This window comes from Acidovorax sacchari (assembly GCF_042847045.1).
Lineage (GTDB): Bacteria > Pseudomonadota > Gammaproteobacteria > Burkholderiales > Burkholderiaceae_C > Paracidovorax > Paracidovorax sacchari.
In genome coordinates, this window is record NZ_AP035783.1 from 2,290,516 (window position 1) to 2,309,175 (window position 18,660).

Annotated in this window: 16 protein-coding genes; 1 reads left to right on the top strand and 15 read right to left on the bottom strand. The window is 69.4% G+C overall.

Annotated elements, in window-relative coordinates; translation table 11 throughout:
* Positions 1–23: 23 nt before the first annotated feature.
* From ACGHC0_RS10460 to ACGHC0_RS10485, 6 genes are all read right to left on the bottom strand, one after another.
* Positions 24–887, bottom strand: a complete 864-nt coding sequence (locus tag ACGHC0_RS10460) for a TIGR00730 family Rossman fold protein (RefSeq protein WP_368355158.1) — start codon at positions 885–887, stop codon at positions 24–26.
* Between the two features lie 73 nt (positions 888–960).
* A complete protein-coding gene (gene crcB, locus ACGHC0_RS10465; RefSeq protein WP_368355159.1) occupies positions 961–1,341 on the bottom strand; it encodes a fluoride efflux transporter CrcB in 381 nt (126 codons plus the stop codon).
* Positions 1,342–1,380: 39 nt separating this feature from the next.
* Positions 1,381–2,694, bottom strand: coding sequence for a TRAP transporter large permease (locus tag ACGHC0_RS10470; RefSeq protein WP_368355160.1), 1,314 nt, complete (start codon positions 2,692–2,694; stop codon positions 1,381–1,383).
* A gap of 57 nt (positions 2,695–2,751) precedes the next feature.
* Complete coding sequence (locus ACGHC0_RS10475) at positions 2,752–3,285, bottom strand: TRAP transporter small permease (protein WP_368355161.1); 534 nt, start codon at positions 3,283–3,285, stop codon at positions 2,752–2,754.
* Between the two features lie 7 nt (positions 3,286–3,292).
* Positions 3,293–4,294: a TRAP transporter substrate-binding protein gene (locus tag ACGHC0_RS10480; RefSeq protein WP_415268164.1), complete on the bottom strand. Its 1,002-nt coding sequence runs from the start codon at positions 4,292–4,294 to the stop codon at positions 3,293–3,295.
* 202 nt (positions 4,295–4,496) lie between these two features.
* Positions 4,497–6,302, bottom strand: coding sequence for a peptidase M14 (locus ACGHC0_RS10485; RefSeq protein WP_415268165.1), 1,806 nt, complete (start codon positions 6,300–6,302; stop codon positions 4,497–4,499).
* A 120-nt stretch (positions 6,303–6,422) separates the two neighbouring features.
* On the opposite strand from ACGHC0_RS10485, the gene ACGHC0_RS10490 reads away from it, so the two are divergent.
* Positions 6,423–10,085, top strand: a complete 3,663-nt coding sequence (locus ACGHC0_RS10490) for a hydantoinase B/oxoprolinase family protein (protein ID WP_415268166.1) — start codon at positions 6,423–6,425, stop codon at positions 10,083–10,085.
* A 60-nt stretch (positions 10,086–10,145) separates the two neighbouring features.
* On the opposite strand, the gene ACGHC0_RS10495 is transcribed toward ACGHC0_RS10490, so the two are convergent.
* The 9 genes from ACGHC0_RS10495 to ACGHC0_RS10535 form a co-directional block, all read right to left on the bottom strand.
* On the bottom strand, positions 10,146–10,520 hold the full coding sequence (locus tag ACGHC0_RS10495; protein WP_415268167.1) for a monovalent cation/H(+) antiporter subunit G: 375 nt from the start codon (positions 10,518–10,520) through the stop codon (positions 10,146–10,148).
* The gene (locus ACGHC0_RS10500; RefSeq protein ID WP_107172222.1) at positions 10,517–10,807 is read right to left on the bottom strand and encodes a K+/H+ antiporter subunit F; all 291 of its coding nucleotides are present in this window, start codon (positions 10,805–10,807) and stop codon (positions 10,517–10,519) included. The genes ACGHC0_RS10495 and ACGHC0_RS10500 overlap by 4 nt, the downstream gene beginning before the upstream one ends.
* The gene (locus tag ACGHC0_RS10505; RefSeq protein ID WP_415268168.1) at positions 10,804–11,298 is read right to left on the bottom strand and encodes a Na+/H+ antiporter subunit E; all 495 of its coding nucleotides are present in this window, start codon (positions 11,296–11,298) and stop codon (positions 10,804–10,806) included. Before ACGHC0_RS10505 ends, ACGHC0_RS10500 begins: the two co-directional genes overlap by 4 nt.
* Positions 11,295–13,058: a monovalent cation/H+ antiporter subunit D gene (locus tag ACGHC0_RS10510; protein WP_415268403.1), complete on the bottom strand. Its 1,764-nt coding sequence runs from the start codon at positions 13,056–13,058 to the stop codon at positions 11,295–11,297. Before ACGHC0_RS10510 ends, ACGHC0_RS10505 begins: the two co-directional genes overlap by 4 nt.
* A gap of 112 nt (positions 13,059–13,170) precedes the next feature.
* Entirely contained in the window at positions 13,171–13,536 is a 366-nt protein-coding gene (locus ACGHC0_RS10515; protein WP_208908869.1) for a Na+/H+ antiporter subunit C, read from the bottom strand.
* The gene (locus ACGHC0_RS10520) at positions 13,536–16,556 is read right to left on the bottom strand and encodes a monovalent cation/H+ antiporter subunit A (protein WP_415268169.1); all 3,021 of its coding nucleotides are present in this window, start codon (positions 16,554–16,556) and stop codon (positions 13,536–13,538) included. Before ACGHC0_RS10520 ends, ACGHC0_RS10515 begins: the two co-directional genes overlap by 1 nt.
* Positions 16,557–16,667: 111 nt before the next feature.
* Positions 16,668–17,825, bottom strand: a complete 1,158-nt coding sequence (gene lapB / locus ACGHC0_RS10525; protein WP_415268170.1) for a lipopolysaccharide assembly protein LapB — start codon at positions 17,823–17,825, stop codon at positions 16,668–16,670.
* The gene (locus ACGHC0_RS10530) at positions 17,815–18,147 is read right to left on the bottom strand and encodes a LapA family protein (RefSeq protein ID WP_368355169.1); all 333 of its coding nucleotides are present in this window, start codon (positions 18,145–18,147) and stop codon (positions 17,815–17,817) included. Before ACGHC0_RS10530 ends, lapB begins: the two co-directional genes overlap by 11 nt.
* A gap of 82 nt (positions 18,148–18,229) precedes the next feature.
* Positions 18,230–18,559: an integration host factor subunit beta gene (locus ACGHC0_RS10535; RefSeq protein WP_368355170.1), complete on the bottom strand. Its 330-nt coding sequence runs from the start codon at positions 18,557–18,559 to the stop codon at positions 18,230–18,232.
* Between the last annotated feature and the right edge of the window lie 101 nt (positions 18,560–18,660).

Sequence of the window (18,660 nt, forward strand, 5' to 3'; positions counted from 1 at the left end):
GGGCGGTGGTCGCTTTCTGTTGCTCAGAGCTTGTAGAACGCCTTGATGAACCCCCAGGCCTCTTCCGGATCGTCCGTGTAGTGAAAAAGGTTCAGGTCGGCCGCCGAGATTGTTCCCTGCTCCACCAGTGCCTCGAAATTCACCACGCTCTTCCAGAACTCGGTGCCGAACAGCACGATCGGCACCGGCTTGGCCTTGCCTGTCTGCACCAGCGTGAGCACCTCGAACAGCTCGTCGAGCGTGCCGAATCCGCCGGGGAAGGCCACCAGTGCCTTCGCGCGCATCATGAAGTGCATCTTGCGCAGCGCGAAGTAGTGGAACTTGAAGGACAGCGACGGCGAGATGTAGCGGTTGCCGCTCTGCTCGTGCGGCAGGGCGATGTTGAGGCCCACGTTGAGCGCTCCGGCTTCGTGCGCGCCGCGGTTGGCCGCCTCCATGATGCCCGGGCCGCCGCCAGTGCAGATGTAGATGCGGTCGGAGGGGGGAAGCTGCTGGCTGTAATTCGCCACGACGCCGGCGAAGCGGCGCGCGAGGTCGTAGTAGCGGGCGTTGCGCACGGCCAGCTGCGCGCGCGCGATGCGCGAGGCGTCCCCGCTGGCCTCGGCATCGGCCAGTTGCTGTGCGGCGTCTTCTGGCGCCAGGAAGCGCGCGCTGCCGTACACCACCACGGTGTTCTCGATGCCCTGGGCGGTCTGGCCGAGGTCGGGCTTGAGCATCTCGAGCTGGAAGCGGATGCCGCGCGTCTCGCGGCGCAGCATGAATTCGGGGTCCGCGAAGGCGAGCCGGTAGGCATCCGCATGCAGGGGATTGCCGCTCACGGCGTGGTTGTGCAGCTCGGCCCAGGCGTTGGCCAGCCGGCTTTCGTTGAGTTCGGTATTGGATTCCATGGAAGCGATGGTGCGAAAGGAAGGATGGCACGGACGTGGCCATGCCGGGAGACAGTGGCAAGTGTGCGACAAATCACCGTGCCAGCCACCACAAGGCCGAGCGCATGCCGGCCCAGGTGAGGGCCAGCGAGCCGCCCAGGTGCAGCGCGATGGTGCCGAACGCCAGCCCGAAGCGCTGCTGCATGAGCATGGCGACTACTTCGCCGGAGAAGCTGGAGAACGTGGTGAGCGTTCCCAGGAAGCCGGTGATCACCAGCAGGCGCCATGCGGGATCGATGTCGGGGCGGCTGGTGAACACCGCGAGCGCGATGCCGATGCAGTAGCCCCCGATGAGGTTCACGGCCAGCGTCCCCCAGGGGATCAGCCCGCCCGGGTTGAGCCAGAGCGCGAACCCCCAGCGCATCAGGGCGCCGATGCAGGCAGCCAGGCAGATGACGGCGATGTTGAGCAGCATGCCCCCGAGTATGTCAGGACGCGCGGGCGCCCGGCAGGCTCACCCCCCGTCCTTGCCCATCACCAGGTCCGGCAGCACCGTGACGATCTGCGGGAAGAGGGTGATGAGCGCGATGCAGGCGACCAGGCACACGAAGAACGGAATGGCCGCCCGGGCGATGGTGTTGCTGTCCTTGCCCGTCATGTTCTGCAGCACGAAGAGATTGAATCCCACCGGCGGCGTGACCTCGGCGATCTCCACCAGCAGCACGATGAAGATGCCGAACCACACCAGGTCGAAGCCGGCCTTCTGGATCATCGGCAGCACCACCGCGCTGGTGAGCACGATCATGCTGATGCCGTCGAGCGCCGTGCCCAGCACCAGGTACACCACCGTGAGCACCGCGATCAGGGCATAGGGCGGCAGGTGCATGGATTCGACCCACTCCGCCAGCTCGCGCGGTATGCCGGTGAAGGCCATGGTCTTGGTGAGGAAGGCTGCGCCCGCCAGGATGAACATGATCATGCAGCTGGTGCGCGTCGCGCCCATCAGCCCTTCCGAGAAATTCCGCCATGTCAGCGACCGGCTCCAGAGCGCCAGGCCCAGCGATCCCGCCACGCCGAAGGCCGCACACTCGGTGGCCGTGGCATAGCCTGCCACCAGCACCCAGACGATGAACACGATCAGCACCGTGACGGGAATCAGATGGCCCGACTGCCGGATCTTCTGGCGCAGCGTGGTGGGCGGGTCGGCCGCCGGGACCCGGTCGGGATGCCGCAGGCTCCACCAGCCGATGTAGCCCGAAAAGAGCAGCATGAGCAGCAGCCCCGGCAGGAAGCCGGCCAGGAAGATGCGGATGATGGAGGCATCGGCGGCCACCGCATACACTACCATGGTGATGGAGGGCGGTATGAGGATGCCCAGCGTGCCGGCCGTGGCCAGGGAGCCGAGTGCCAGGCGCTCGTCGTAGCCGCGCCGCAGCAATTCCGGCAGGGCGACCTTGCTGATGGTGGCGCAGGTGGCGGCCGAGGATCCCGACACCGAGCCGAAGATGCCGCAGCCCAGGATGGTGGTGTGCATCAGCCGGCCCGGTACCCGGTTGAGCCAGGGCCGCAAGCCTTCGAACATCTCCTCGCTCAGCCGCGTGCGGAACAGGATCTCTCCCATCCAGATGAAGAGGGGCAGGGCGGCCAGTTCCCAGCTCGCGTTGCTCTCCCAGAAGGCGGAGAACAGGTTCTTGCCGGGCTGGGTGCTGGTGAAGAAGGCCTGCCCGACCCAGCCGCAGATGGCCAGGGTCATCGCGATCCAGACGCCGCCCGCGAGCAGCACGATCATCAGCAGCAACAGGATGCCGCCCACCATCAGGATGTCCATGGCACTGGTCTTTCTGCTGCGCACGGCGCAGCCGGGATGCTCGGTAACGGTGGCGCCTCAGATGTCGGCGGAGAAGTCCCCGCGTGCGTGGCGCTCCTCGACCGCGCGCACGAAGCTCGGCGTGCCGCCGCGCAGCACGATCAGGAATTCGTCCAGCACCGCCACGAGCAGCAGCACCGAGCCGATGGCGAAGCTCAGCTGGGGAATCCACATCGGCAGCGGCAGCAGGCCCTGGGCCACGTCGTTGAATTCCCAGCTCTCGTAGGTGAACAGGCAGGCGGACCAGGCGAGGTAGGCCGTCGCCACCGTGCCGATGGCGAGCGCCGCCAGCTCCAGGGCGCGGCGCGGGCGCGGGGACAGCTTTTCCAGCAGCAGGGTGACGCGCACGAAATCCCCGTGCTTGAAGGCATGGGCCATGGCGAAGAAGGCGGCGGCCGCGCAGAGCCAGGCGACCACGTCGTTCAGCGCGCCGGTGCGCACGCCCGCCTCGCGCAGGATGCTCTGGGCGATCATGAGCGCGCAGATCAGTGCGACACAGGCGGCGCCCAGAGCGCCTGCCGCGAGGTACAGCCGGTCGAGGAAGCGACGCACGGCCGCCTCACTTCGCCGCGGCGGCCGGCGCGGACTTGCGGTAGGCCGCGATGATGGCTTCGCCGTCGGGGCCTGCCTTGCGCAGCCAGTCGGTCAGCATCACGTCGCCCACCTGGCGCAGGTCGGCGGTGAGCTTGGCCGGCGGCGGCAGGATCTTCATGCCCTTGTCGGCCAGGGCTTTCTTGTACCACTCGTTCTTGTCCGCGCTCACCTTCCAGCCGCGCGCCTCGGCCTCCGCGGCGGCCTTGAGCAGCGCGTCCTGCGCGGGCTTGTCGAGCGCATCGAAGGCCTTGCGCGACACGATGACGGCGTTCTTCGGCAGCCATGCCTGCGTGTCGTAGAAATACTTGATGCTCTCGTAGAGCTTGCTGTCGTAGCCGGTGGAGCCGGAGGTCATCATGGACTCCACCGCGCCCGTGGCCATCGCCTGCGAGAGTTCCGCGGCCTGGATGGTCACCGGCTGCGCGCCGATGAGCTCGGCTATTTTTGCCGTTGCAGGGCTGTACGCGCGCCACTTGATGCCGCGCAGGTCCGCCACGGATGCGATTTCCTTTTTGCTGTAGATGCCCTGCGGCGGCCAGGCCACCGTGTAGAGCAGGCGCAACCCCTGCGCGCCCAGCAGGCGCTCCAGCACGGGCTTCTGGGCTTCGTACAGGCGGCGGGATTCGGCGTAGGAGGTGGCGAGGAAGGGAATGCCGTCCACGCCGAAGACGGGGTTCTCGTTCTCGAAGTTGGGCAACAGGATCTCGCCCGCGGGCGCCTGGCCGCCCTGGACCGCGCGCTTGATCTCGTTGGCCTTGAAGAGCGAAGCGTTCGCATGCACCGTGATGCGCAGCTTGCCGCCGGTCCCGGCTTCCACGTCCTTGGCGAACTGCATCAGGTTCTCGGTGTGGAAGTTGGTGGCCGGATACGCGGCCGCGAGGTCCCAGCGGACCTGCGCGGCGGATGGCGTTGCGGAAAGGACGCCGGCCAGGGCGAGGGCGAGAAGAGGAACGGCTCTGCGCTGCATAGGTGCTCCGGAAGGAAAGGTCATCCAGGAAAGGCTGTGCGGCCCGGTACCGCGCGAACGCCGACACAGGCCGCCAGGGGCGCATCGAATGTAAGCGGGGCACCAGGGAAGGGCATCTCGGGTGCGACCCGGATGCCCCCTTCATCGCCCTGGTGCTATGCATGTCCCGTGCCAGGCCTCCTTGCGTCCCGGCAGGTGGCCATCAGGCGCCGGCCATGATGTCCTGCCAGGCCCGTTCCGCCGCCAGCACCGCCGCGCATTGCACCGTATGGGCGAAGCGGAAGTCCTCCCCATGGATGGTCTCGTCGGGAAACTCCGTGATGAGCGTGACGGGGGCACCGCGCTGCACCTCCGACTGCACGCAGGCGGTGCCGTCGATGAGTTCGAACGGCAGCGGGCCCGCGTGGCGCTGGTACAGGGCGATCTGCCGGGCATTGAATTCCGGCAGCCCGGGCACCCGCAGCAGCTCGGCGGCCACGCGTTCCAGCAAGGCCCTGCCGCGGGATTCCCAGCCGGTATGGTGGCGCAGGATGAGGAAGAACCCCTTGGGAATGGTCCACAGATCGAAGCCGCGGGGCACGTAGCCGTTGAGCGGCCGGGTCCATTCGTGGGATGGGTAGCCATGCAGATTGAGGTGCAGCTGTGCGCCGGAGAGCGCCAGGCCCTGTTCGAGGGCCTCCCGTTCGAACCATGGAGCACTCTCGCGGTACTCGACGTCGTCGCCCAGGGCGGTGTAGCGTGCGGCGTGGTGCATGTGGTTCGGGTGCTGGGCCCCCAGCTCCCGGTGCAGTGCATAGCCGTCGGGATTCTTCAGCGGGATCAGCGCGAAGTGCGCACCCGGCTGCGCCTTCAGTGCCCAGGCCGCCCGCAGCGCGCCGACCACGCCGGATGTCTCGTTCGCGTGCTGTCCGCCGCTCACGAGCACGGGAGCGCGATTGCCGTGCAGGTAGCGTCCCCAGACACCACGGCCCTGGCGCGAGTGCGCGCCGAAGGTCTCGCCGCCCAGTTGCTCCAGTTCCCGGGCGATGCGCGCGGGCGCAGGGGCCTTGTCCAGGGCCTCCAGCGGTTGACCGGCACCCGCGTCCTCCCATGCGCAAGCGTCCTGCGCGGCGGTGTCGAAAGGCCGGACCTCCACGCGCATCCGGGGCGGTGCCCCGGGCCCGCATGCCCGGACGTCGGGCACGAGCTGCCCCGGCTGCAGCAGGCGGTTGCCCTGCGGCCGGCCCGCGTGGCGCTGGAAGAGTTCGAGCATCCCGAAGTACAGGTCCTCGTGCATCGCCTCCAAGGTGCTGATGCATTCGTGGGGTACGTCCAGCGGGCACTCGTAGCCGGGCAGGTCCACGCGCAGGTCCAGCCGCTCGAAATAGGGCTCCTGCTTCGGCCACGGATGGGATTGCACGGCCTCGACCGCGCGCCAGAACAGGCTTTCGAATTCCGTAGCCTGGCTTGCGTCCAGCAGGTCGCCCGCGCCTTCCGAGCGGCCTGCACGCAGCCAGCCGGTGGGACTGAGCTGTGGCACGCCCAGCACATCCGGGCGCAACTGGTTCGGCGCGAACACCCGGTGCGTTTGCGTCGCCCCGCCGGCGAAGGTCAGGACCACCTCGTAATGCAGATCGCTGCCGCCGGCCTCGAAGGAGATTTCGCACCCTGGAACCAGGGCGCCCAGCGGATAGGCCTCCAGCAGAAAACGCTGAGTGCCTGCACCGGGATGGACCGGATAACGCACCAGGGCGGCCACCGGGGGCTCGCCGGAGGGGCTGGCGGGTAGCTCCTCGATGAACCAGTGCACGAGCGGCTTGTAGGCGCTGCGCAGCCGCGCATGCACGCCGGCGGCGGCGAGCCGCCCTTCGGCCGCACGCCGTGCCTCCGGGCCTTCGAAAAGCCAGCCTTCCACGAAGCGGCCCCGCCAGTCCGGCGCGGTGAGTCGCGCGAGCCAGTCATCAAGCGTGCGCGGCTCGGTCGCATCGAGGAGGAGCGTTCGGGAAACGGCAGGGGCGGCAGTATGCATGGATGGAAAGAGGGGATGGAACGGGGCAGGGCCGGGCATGATCCCTGCGGGCACCTACATTATGGAAACCGGAGGCCGCGAATGCACGTGCCGCCGGGCGGAATCTGTACGAGGAGCACCATGGCAGGAAACAGCTGGCAATTCTGGGTGGACCGCGGAGGCACCTTCACCGACATCGTCGGGCGCGGGCCCGACGGCACGCTGGCCACGCACAAGCTATTGTCGGAGAACCCGGAGCACTACCGCGATGCGGCCGTGGCGGGCATCCGCCACCTGCTGGGGCTGCCGCCCGGCGCGCCGGTCACGCCCGACCGCGTGGAGTGCGTGAAGATGGGCACCACGGTGGCCACCAACGCGCTGCTGGAGCGCAAGGGCGAGCCCACGCTGCTGGTCACCACGCGCGGCTTCCGCGATGCGCTGCGCGTCGCCTACCAGCACCGGCCGCGCCTGTTCGACCGGCACATCGTGCTGCCCGAGCTGCTCTACGAACGCGTCATCGAGGCGCAGGAGCGCGTGGGTGCACGGGGCGAGGTCGAGCAGCAGCTGGACGAAGCGCACCTGCGCGAGCGCCTCTGGGCGGCGCATGACGCGGGGCTGCGCAGCGTGGCCATCGTGTTCATGCACGGCTGGCGCTTCACCGCGCACGAGGCCGCGGCGGCACGGCTGGCGCGCGAGGCCGGCTTCACGCAGGTGAGCACCTCGCATGCCACCAGCCCGCTGATGAAGTTCGTCAGCCGCGGCGACACCACCGTGGTGGACGCCTACCTGTCGCCCATCCTCCGGCGCTACGTGGAGCAGGTCGCGGCCGAGATGCCGGGCGTACCCCTGTATTTCATGCAGTCGTCCGGCGGACTCTCCGACGCGCGCCGCTTCCAGGGCAAGGACGCGATCCTCTCGGGCCCTGCCGGCGGCATCGTGGGCATGGCCCGCACCGCCGTGGCGGCCGGATTCGACAGGGTGATCGGGTTCGACATGGGGGGCACATCCACCGACGTGAGCCATTTCGCGGGAGAGTTCGAGCGCGAGTTCGAGACGCAGGTGGCCGGCGTGCGCATGCGCGCACCCATGATGGGCATCCATACCGTGGCCTCGGGAGGCGGCTCGTTGCTGGACTACGACGGCGCGCGCTTCCGCGTGGGCCCCGAGAGCGCCGGCGCGCATCCGGGCCCGGCATGCTACCGGCGCGGCGGCCCGCTGGCAGTGACCGATGCCAACGTCATGGTGGGCAAGATCCAGCCCGCGCACTTCCCGCAGGTGTTCGGGCCCGCCGGCAATGAAGCGCTCGATGCGGCCGTGGTGCGCGAGCGCTTCGGCGAGTGGGCCGCCCGTACGGGGCGGCCGCCCGAGGAGGTGGCACACGGCTTCATCCGGATCGCGGTTCAGCAGATGGCCAACGCCATCAAGAAGATCTCGGTCGCGCGCGGCTACGACATCACCGCATACACGCTGCAGTGTTTCGGTGGGGCGGGAGGGCAGCATGCATGCCTGGTGGCCGATGCGCTGGGCATGCAGCGCGTCTTCGTGCATCCGCTGGCCGGCGTGCTGTCGGCCTATGGCATGGGCCTGGCGGACCAGAGCGTGATCCGCGAGCAGGCGCTGGAAGTACCGCTGGACCCGCAGCAGTGGCCGGCAGTGGAAGCGGCCCTGGTGTTGCTGGCTGGCCGCGCGCAGGAGGAATTGCACGCCCAGGGGCCGGGGGCGCAGGCGGGAGCAGCCTGCGTGCTGCGCAGGATGCACGTGCGCTATGCCGGATCCGACACCGCGCTGGCCGTCCCCTTCGGCAGCCCTGCGGAAGTCCGGGCCGCGTTCGAGGCCGCCTACCGGCAGCGTTTCGCCTTCCTCATGGCGGGCCGGGCGATGGTGGTGGAGGCCGTGTCGGTGGAGGCCATCGCGCCGGGCGACGCGCCGGCCGAGAGCCTGCACCCGCTCCATCCGCCACGCGAGGTGCCGCGCCGGAGCACGGTGCGCGTCTATACCGAGGGCGCGGACGGCGACACTCGCTGGCACGAGGCGGCGCTGGTCGTGCGCGACGACATGCGCCCGGGTGACGTGCTGCAGGGCCCGGCCATCATCGCGGAGCGCACCTCCACGACCGTCGTGGAGCCCGGCTGGGAAGCCCGCCTCACCGCGCAGGACCATCTCGTGCTGGAGCGCCGCCTGCCCCGCGCGGAGCGCCATGCGGCCGGCACGACGGTGGACCCGGTGCTGCTGGAGGTCTTCAACAACCTGTTCATGAACATCGCCGAGCAGATGGGGCTGCAGCTGCAGAACACCGCCCATTCGGTCAACATCAAGGAGCGGCTGGACTTCTCCTGCGCGCTGTTCGATGCCGAAGGCCAGCTCATCGCCAACGCGCCCCACATGCCCGTGCACCTGGGCAGCATGGGCGAAAGCATCCGCACGGTGATCGCGCGCAACGCCGGCCGCATGCGGCCCGGCGACGTGTACGTGCTGAACGACCCCTACCATGGCGGCACGCACCTGCCTGACATCACCGTGATCACGCCCGTGTACCTGGAGGAGGGGGCGGATGCGGAAACCGCCCGCCCCTCCTTCTACGTGGGCAGCCGGGGCCACCACGCGGACGTGGGTGGTGCCACGCCGGGCTCGATGCCGCCCTTTTCCACGCGCATCGAGGAAGAGGGCGTGCAGATCGACAACGTCAAGCTGGTGGAGGACGGCGTGCTGCGCGAGTCCGGGATGCTCGCCCTGTTGTCCGGCGGCGAGTACCCGGCCCGCAACCCCCAGCAGAACCTCGCCGACCTGAAGGCGCAGATCGCCGCCAACGAGAAGGGCGCGCAGGAACTGCGCAGGATGGTCGCGCAATTCGGTCTGCCCGTCGTGCAGGCCTACATGGGCCACGTTCAGGACAACGCGGAGGAGTCCGTGCGGCGGGCCATCGCCCGGCTGGCCGCGCGCGTTCCCGAGGGTGCCTACACGCTGGCCCTCGACAACGGCGCATGCATCCGGGTCGCGATACGCATCGATGCCGCGCAGCGCAGTGCGGTGATCGACTTCACCGGCACTTCGCCGCAGCAGCCCAACAACTTCAACGCGCCCACCGCGGTGTGCATGGCCGCGGTGCTGTATGTCTTCCGCTGTCTGGTGGACGACGACATTCCCCTGAACGCGGGCTGCCTCAAGCCGCTGCAGGTCATCATCCCGCCGGGCTCCATGCTGAACCCGCTGCCTCCGGCCGCGGTGGTGGCCGGCAACGTCGAGACATCCACATGCATCACCAATGCCTTGCTGGGCGCCCTGGGCGTATCGGCGGGCAGCCAGTGCACCATGAACAACTTCACCTTCGGCGACGAGCGGTTCCAGTACTACGAAACCGTTGCCGGAGGCAGCGGTGCGGGCGGGCTCTTCGATGGCGCGGGTGCGTTGGCAGGGGGCTTTCACGGAACCAGCGTGGTACAGACCCACATGACCAATTCGCGGCTCACCGATCCGGAAGTGCTGGAGTTCCGCTTTCCCGTGCGGCTGGAGAGCTTCGCACTGCGGCCCGGCTCGGGCGGCGCCGGACGGTGGCGCGGAGGCGACGGCGGGGTGCGCCGCATCCGCTTCCTGGAGCCGATGACGGCCAGCATCCTTTCCAACGGGCGCAAGGCCGGGGCCTTCGGCATGGCCGGGGGCGCGGCCGGGCAACCGGGCGTGAACCGGGTCGTGCGGGCGGATGGCCGCGTGGAGGCGCTGGACCATATCGGCCAGGCGGAAATGCGGGCGGGCGACGTGTTCGAGATCCTCACGCCCGGTGGCGGAGGGTTCGGCGGCACGACCTGATGGCGGCCGAGGCGTGAGCGGCCTCGCACGGGGCCCTGCACGGGCCGCTGCGTGCGGCCGTCAGGAGTCGCGCTGGGACGCGGTGGCGTCCGTCCGGCGGCTGAGGCTGGGCGGCACGTCCCGGCCTGCGCGCCGGGCGCGGAACAGTGCGGCGCGCATGAGGAAGATGGTGGTCACCGGCACCGTGACCGCGACGAACAGCGCGATCAACAGCGGATGCAGGGCCAGGCCGTGGCCCGCGACCGAGAAGTACAGCAGCGTGCCGTGCATGATGCACCAGCAGCCGATGGTGGCGATGATCGAAGGCGCATGCACGCGCTCGAAATAGGTCTTGAGCCGCAGCAGGCTGAGTGAACCCAGCATCGCGATGGCGGCCCCGAAGAGCACGAGCGCGGCCACGGCGATCTCGGCCCAGAGCGGGATCGCCTGCGTCATTCGATCACCTCGCCGCGCAGCAGGAACTTCGCCATGGCCGTGGAACTGGCAAACCCCAGCAGGGCGATGAGCAGCGCCGCCTCGAAATAGTTGGTGCTGCCGTAATAGATGCCCAGCACCAGCATCGCCAGCATGCCGCTCTGGTACATGCAGTCCAGCGCCAGCACCCGGTCCTGCGCCGAGGGGCCCTTGAGGATGCGAACGAGCGCGAACACGATCGCCAGCGCGAGCATGGCCAGCGCGAGGGGCAGGGCCCAGGAGAGCACGGGGCTGGTGGTCATCGTCATGATTCGAAGATCTCCATCAGGGGGCGTTCGTAGCGCTGCTTGATGTGGCCGATCACGGCCTCGTGGCTGTCGAGCTCCAGCACGTGCAGCATCAGCACGGAGCGGTCCAGGGACAGCTCGGCCCATGAGGTGCCGGGCGTGATGCAGACGATCACCGCCAGCACGGCCAGGCCGTTCGCGTCGCGCAGGTCCAGGGGAATCTGCACGAAGCCGGAGGGGTGCTTGCGCTGCGACTTGAACAGGAGGAAGCGCACCACGTTCAGGTTGGAGAGCGAGGTATCCACCATCACCGACAGCGCCAGGCGAAGGATCGCGCCGGGACGGCGCACGCGCACCGGCACCGGACGCAGGCCGCGCGTGAGCAGCGGGATCGCCACGCCGACGATGGCCGCAAGGATCAGGTGGCCCGCGCTCGTCGAGTGGTTGAGCAGCAGCCACATGCCGGCCAGCGCGGCAGACAGCAGCGGTGCGGGAAAGAGGCGCTTCATCATGGCATGGCCTTGGTTTCGACCAGGGGTAGCGCCGCGGCGCCGGCCGCCGGAGGGCCCGCGAGCGCAGGCGCGGGGGGAAGCCTCCTTACGGTGGCGCCCGTGCCTTCGGGCGTGGCGGGCCCCGGCTTCGGCCGCGCCGACATCACCGCATCGATGTAGCCTCCGGGTGCATGCAACGCGTTCGCCGTCGCCTGCGTGAAGTCCATGACCCGGCCGGCCTGCAGCGTCAGGCCCACGCAGCAGGCCAGCAGCAGGGCGATCGGAATGCCTTCGAGCACGCGCAGTTGCGGGGCGGGGCGGTCGTGCGTGGTCCAGAAATGCCGCATGCCCGTGCGGGTGAGTGCGAGCAGTGCCATGAGGCCGGTGGCGATCAGCATGCCGAACAGCAACCAGCCGACCGAAGAGGCCCGCATGCCGGCCGACGTGCCGATCCCCAGGGGATTGAGCAGCGCCGTGAGCATCGCGAACTTGCCGACGAAGCCCGACAGCGGCGGAAGGCCTGCGATCACCAGCGTGCACACGAGGAAGGACAGGCCCAGGAAGGCCGCCGCCGCCGGGATGACACGGCCGACCAGCACCATCTCCTGTTCGTCCAGGTTCAGGCGCTGGGCGGGCACCAGTTCGGGGGTGAGGAACGGAGCATCGTCGTCCAGCTCGTGGGGCGCGAGCGTGGCGCCGTCGTTGCGCCAGCGGTCGATCAGGTCGGTGAGCAGGAAGAGGGCGCTGATGGCCAGCGTGGAGCTGGGCAGGTAGAAGAGCAGGCCCGCCGTGAGCAGGTTCTGCCCGAAACCCGCGGCCGCCAGCAGCGTGCCCGACGACAGGATGGCGGCATAGCCGGCCAGCACGCCGATGCGCTGCGATCCCAGCATGCCGATCGCGCCGAACGCCATGGTCACGAGACCTCCGCCGATCAGCCACAGGCTGCCGAACATCGCGGACGGGCCGGCCTCGGCGCCGAACATCAGCGTCCACAGGCGCAGGATGGTGTAGACGCCCACCTTCGTCATCAGCGCGAAAAGCGCCCCGGCCGGCGCGCTCGCTGCGCTGTAGGCCGGTGCGAGCCAGAAGTTCAGCGGCCACACCGCCGCCTTGATGAGGAAGGCCGTGGCCAGGATGCCGGCGGCCGCGTGCAGCAGGCCGCGGTCGGCGTCGGCCACGTGCGGGATGGTCTGCGCGAGGTCCGCCATGTTGAGCGTGCCCGTGATGCCATAGAGCATCGACACGCCGATCAGGAACAGCGAGGACGCCGCGAGATTGATGGCGATGTAGTGCAACCCCGCCTGCACCCGCGTGCGGCCGGAGCCGTGCAGCAGCAGCCCGTACGACGCCGCCAGCATGATCTCGAAGAACACGAACAGGTTGAAGAGGTCCGCCGTGAGGAAGGCGCCCGCCAGTCCCATGAGCTGGAACTGGAACAGCGGGTGGAAGTGCACGCCCGCACGGTGCCAGCGCGCCGCGGCGAAGACGATGGAGCACAGCGCGACGAAGCCCGTGAGCACGAGCATGAGCGCCGACAGCCGGTCCAGCGCGAGCACGATGCCGAAGGGCGCGGGCCAGTTGCCCGGCAGGTACACGCCCATCGTGACGGGCTTGCCCCCCAGATGGGTCCAGAAGAGCAGCGCCAGCGCGATGCACAGGCCGGCCAGCGTGGACAGCAGGTTCATGCCCAGCTTGAGCCGCTGGCGCTCCTCGCGCAGCAGCAGCATCAGCGCCGCGGTCAGCAGCGGCAGCATGATGGGAGCGAGCATCAGATGCGGCATCGCGGCCGACATCCAGTGCGAGAACTGTGCCTGCACGGCCGCGTTCACCGGCAGCTCCTGGCTGCGGTGCAGCGGTGTTCCACGCGGCGGCGGGGGGCGATGGGCGCGCCGGTCATGGCATCTCCTGCACGTCGCGCGAGTTCGATCCGTCCACGTGGTCGGTGCCCGACATGCCGCGCGAGGCGAGCAGCACCACCAGGAACAGCGCCGTCATGGCGAAGCCGATCACGATGGCCGTCAGTACCAGCGCCTGCGGCATCGGATCCGCGTAGTGCAGCAGGTCTTTCGGCACGCCTTCGACCAGCACCGGCTCCTTGCCCACGGCCAGGCCCAGCCGGCCCATGCTGAAGATGAACAGGTTCACGGCATACGACAGCAGCGCCAGCCCCATGATGACCTGGTAGGTACGGGGGCGCAGCACCAGCCACACGCCCGAGCCCGTCAGCACGCCGATCGCGACGGCCAGAACGATTTCCATCAGGGGTTCCCTCCCGGTGCCGTGGCGGCGGCTCCGCCGCGGGCGCCCTCCAGCGCCACCGGCAGCCTGCTCCCGGCGGCATGGGCTGCCTGCGCGGACTGCGCCGATTCTTCCGCCTCGCGCTCTTCCGCGAGGCGTGCGTGGTAGCGGTGGCCGCGCACCGACTGGTGGGCGATGGCCGTCAGCATGAGCAGCGTGGCGCCCACCACGAGCGAGAACACGCCGATGTCGAAGAAGAGGGCGCTGGCCACATGGATCTCGCCCACCACCGGCAGGTGCAGGTGGGCGGTATGGCTGGTGAGGAAGGGGTAGCCGAAGAAGAGCGCGCCCGCGCCCGTGCCCAGGGCGAACAGCAGCCCGGTGGCGATCCAGCGGCGCGGGTACAGGGACAGGTGGGCCTCGACCCACTGCGTGCCCGAGATGATGTACTGCATCAGCAGGCCGACGGAGAGCACGAGGCCTGCCACGAAGCCTCCGCCGGGCTGGTTGTGCCCGCGCATGAACATGTAGAACGAGACCAGCAGCGTGAACGGCAGCAGCAGCCGCACCAGTACGGCCGGCACCATCAGGTAGCCCACGGCGGTGTCGGTCGCATGGCGCGGGTTCAGCAGGTCGGTCTGCAGGTCGGCAGGCATGTTGCGCTGCTGCTCCGGCAGGTCCATGGCCTCGCGCGCGGGGCGGAAGCGCCGCAGCAGCGCATACACCGTGAGTGCCACGATGCCCAGCACCACGATCTCGCCGAAGGTGTCGAAGCCGCGGAAATCGACCAGCATCACGTTCACCACGTTGGTCCCCCCGCCTTCGGACTGCGCGCGTTCCAGGAAGAAGGTGGATGTGCTCTCGGGGAACGGCCGGCTCATCATTACGTAGGCCAGCCAGCCCAGCCCGCCGCCTGCCAGCAGCGAGATCACCAGGTCGCGCGCGCGGCGCAGCCTCGGCAGGCCGACGGCGGGCGCCACCTCCCGCAGCCGCTCGTCCCGCCGCGGCAGCCAGCGCAGGCCCAGCAGCACGAGCACCGTGGTGACGACCTCCACCACGATCTGCGTCAGCGCGAGGTCGGGCGCGGAAAACCACAGGAAGGTGATGCAGGTGCACAGCCCCGCGCCGCCCAGCAGCGTGAGCGCGGCCAGCCGGTGGTACTTCGCCTGCCAGGCCGCGGCCACGGCGCAGACCGAACCGACGATCCAGACCGCCACGAAGGCCGGCGACAGCGGCAGCGTGCCGCGGTCGCCCAGCTGCAGGCCGCGGGACCACAGCGGCAATGCCCCCGCCACCAGCGCCGCGCAGACCAGCCACAGCATCTGCCACTGCAGCCGGGGCGTGCCGAGCATGCGCCGGCCGCGGTAGCCGGCCAGCGTGAGTAGCGTGAGCAGCACCTCGAAAATGCGCTTGCCGCTCACGCGGTAGATGAGCGGGGGGGCGTCGATCCGGCCCGCCTCGCGCTGGCGGCGCAGCAGCAGATAGAGCGCGGCGCCGCCCGCGAGCGCGACCAGGCTCATCACGAAAGGCGTATTGAAGCCATGCCAGATCGCGAGGCTGTACTCGGGCAGGTCGCCGCCCACCACCGGCAGGGCCGCGGCCGCCAGGTAGCGGCCCACCGACCAGGCCGGGAAGATGCCGACCACCAGGCAGGCCAGCACCAGCAGTTCGACGGGCACGCGCATCCAGTGCGGCGGCTCGTGCGGTTCGCGGGGCAGGTCCTGCGCCTTCGGGCCCCAGAAGACGTCCACCGTGAAGCGCAGTGAGTAGGCCACGCTGAACACCCCGGCGATCGTGGCCGCCACGGGCAGCGCGGTGGCCACGAACGGCGAGGCTTCGAGGAACACGGTCTCGGCGAAGAACATTTCCTTCGAGAGAAAGCCGTTGAGCAGCGGTACGCCGGCCATCGCCGCGCTCGCCACCGTGGCCAGGGTGGAGGTGACCGGCATCATGCGCCGCAGGCCCGACAGGCGCCGGATGTCGCGCGTGCCGCTTTCGTGGTCGATGATTCCGGCTGCCATGAACAGCGACGCCTTGAACGTGGCGTGGTTCATGATGTGGAAGACGGCGGCCACGGCCGCCAGCGGGCTGTTGAGGCCCAGCAGCAGGGTGATGAGCCCCAGGTGCGAGATGGTGGAATAGGCCAGCAGCCCCTTGAGGTCATGCTGGAACATGGCCGCATAGCCCCCCACCAGCAGCGTGAGCAATCCGGCACCGCCCACGATCCAGAACCACGGCTCGGTGCCGCCCATCACGGGCCACGTGCGCGCCAGCAGGAATACGCCGGCCTTCACCATGGTGGCGGAATGCAGGTAGGCCGACACGGGCGTGGGCGCCGCCATGGCATGAGGCAGCCAGAAATGGAAGGGGAACTGCGCGCTCTTGGTCAGCGCACCCAGCAGCACCAGTACCAATGCGGTCAGGTAGAGGGGGTGGCCCCGGACCAGGTCGCCTGCCGCCAGCACCCGGTCCAGATCGTAGCTGCCCACGATGTGTCCCAGAACCAGCACGCCCGCCAGCAGGCACAGCCCGCCCGTGCCCGTGACGGTGAGCGCCATGCGCGCACCGCTGCGCGCATCCTTGCGGTGGTGCCAGTAGCCGATCAGCAGGAAGGAAAAGAGGCTGGTCAGCTCCCAGAAGAACACCAGCTGTACCAGGTTGCCCGAGAGCACCACGCCGCTCATGGCACCCATGAAGGCCAGGAAGAACGAGAAGAACCGCGGCACCGGATCGGCGGCCGACATGTAGTAGCGCGCATACAGCACCACCAGCGAACCGATGCCCAGCACAAGCATGCAGAACATCCAGGCGAACCCGTCCATGCGCAGCACGAGGTTCAGGCCCAGCGAGGGCAGCCAGGCGAACTCCTGCCGCACCACGCCGCCTGCCGCCACCTCCGGAAAATACAGCGCCGCCTGCACCGCGCAGAACAGTGCCACCGCGCCGGCGAGCGTCGATTCGGCATTGCGCGCGTTAGCGGGCAGCAGCGCCGCGAGCACGCTGCCGACGAATGGCAGGAGGACGAGGAGGATCAGGGGCATGTGCGGACCATTCTACGGGTAAGGTCCGCGCGCGCCGCTATGAAAACCCGAGCAGGCTACGGTGAATCGGCGCACCCCTCGAAGGGGGCGACCTGGACGGCGGACACGCTTTCAGAGCTCCTCGACGCGCCGGGCCGGATAGCTGTCCCAGCTCTGGCAGCCGGGGCATTGCCAGAAATGCTGCCGCGCCTCGAATCCGCAGGCCGCGCAGCGGTAGCGCGTGAGCGGCTTCGCGGCCTGGTCGAGCGCCCGCTGCACCTGGGGGTGGACGTCCTCGTGTTCGAGCTTCTCCTGCGACAGCCACTTGGCGGCGGCGACCAGCGAGGGCTCCTTGTCCAGATGGCGCACATACCAGTCGCGCGGCGGTCGCGCGGGATCGCCCGCGGCCGTTTCCATGGCCACGATCGCATCGAGCACGTCCAGCGAGGGCGCGCGGGCATAGTGCTCCTGCAGCAGATGCAGCACGTCGCCCTGGCGCCCGGTCGCGGCCGCCAGTTCGATCAGCAGCGGCGCGGCCAGCGGCAGCGCGCTGGGCGACTGCCGCGCCAGTTCCTGGAGCGTGGCCAGGGCCGCTTCGGCGTGGCCGCGGCGCTGCTGCAGCCGCGCGAGTTCGATGCGCGGCCGCGGCGCATCCGGCGCGGCGGCCCGCGCTTCCTCGAACTGCGCCTGCGCCGCATCCAGGTCGCCCTGGGCGGCGTGCGCCAGCGCCTGCTCGCACAGATAGTGGGCCTGGCGGGCGCTGAAATCACCCTGGTGGGAGCCATGCATCTTGCGCGCGATCGCCGTGGCCTGCGGCCAGTCCCGCGAACGTTCGTAGATGGCCAGCAACGCCATGCGGGCCTGCCCCTCGAAGGGCGTGCCTTCCAGCCGCTGCAGCGCATCTTCGGCACGGTCCAGCAGGCCGGCCTTGAGGAAGTCCAGCGCGAGTGCGTGCTGGGCGCGTTCGCGATCGGCCCGGCCCAGGTCGCCGCGGGACAGCAGGTGCTCGTGCACGCGCACCGCGCGGTTGTATTCACCGCGCCGGCGAAAGAGATTGCCGAGCGCGAAATGCAGTTCCGACGTGTCCGGGTCGTTCTGTACCGCCTCGATGAACGCGTCGATCGCCTGGTCCTGCTGCTCGTTGAGCAGGTAGTTCAGCCCCTTGAAGTAGGCCTTGGGCGCCCGGCGGTTCTCCTGGCGCAGCTGGCGCAGGTCGAAGCGGGACGCGAGCCAGCCCAGCACGAACGCCAGCGGGAGCCCCAGCAGGAGCCAGCTCAGGTCAAATTCCATGGATGGGCGGCTGCTGCTGCAGATCGGTCACGGGAGCGGCACTGCCTGCCGAGGGGGCGGACGCAGGCGCGGAAGCGGGCGAGGGCGGCAGTGCGGCCTCGGCGCGGCGCGCGGCACGCAGGTGCTTCCACCAGCGGGGCACCATGCCCAGCACGCCGACGGCGACACCCAGGGCGAAGGCGGACAGCACCACCAGCACCAGCGGCGCGGTCCAGCGCGTGCCGAAGAAGAAATGCACCGTCGCGTCCTGCTGGTTGTTCAGCGCGAAGGCGAAGAGGGTGAAAAAAATGGCTGCCTTGAGCAGCCACAGTAAATACTTCATGCCATGCGTCTCCTCGATGGTGGGAGGATTCTACGGTCAGGCCCGCCCCCCGCGCGTGCGCCGGGGATGGTAGGCGCGCTCGTCAGGCGGCATCGGACGGGTCGGCCGCGGCGCCGATGCCCATCTCGGCGGTGCGGCGGTCCACGGCTTCGCGCAGGGCCTTGCCCGGCTTGAAATGCGGAACGCGCTTCTCGGGGATGTGCACGGCCTCGCCGCTGCGGGGATTGCGTCCCATGCGCGGCGGGCGGCGGTTGACCGAAAAGCTGCCGAACCCGCGCACCTCGATGCGGTGGCCGCGCACCAGCGCATCGCCCACTGCATCCAGGATGGTCTTGACGGCGGCTTCGGCATCGCGTTGCGTGAGCTGGCCGAAGCGGGCGGCAAGTTCTTCGACGAGGTCTGATCGGGTCATGGGGTCCGGTCTGTGGCGCCAGGGATCGGCGAACAAAGTGGTCCATGCCGGAGGCGGCGTTTGCACGCGGCGCAGGGCATGGGGCTGGAATGCGCACTTGG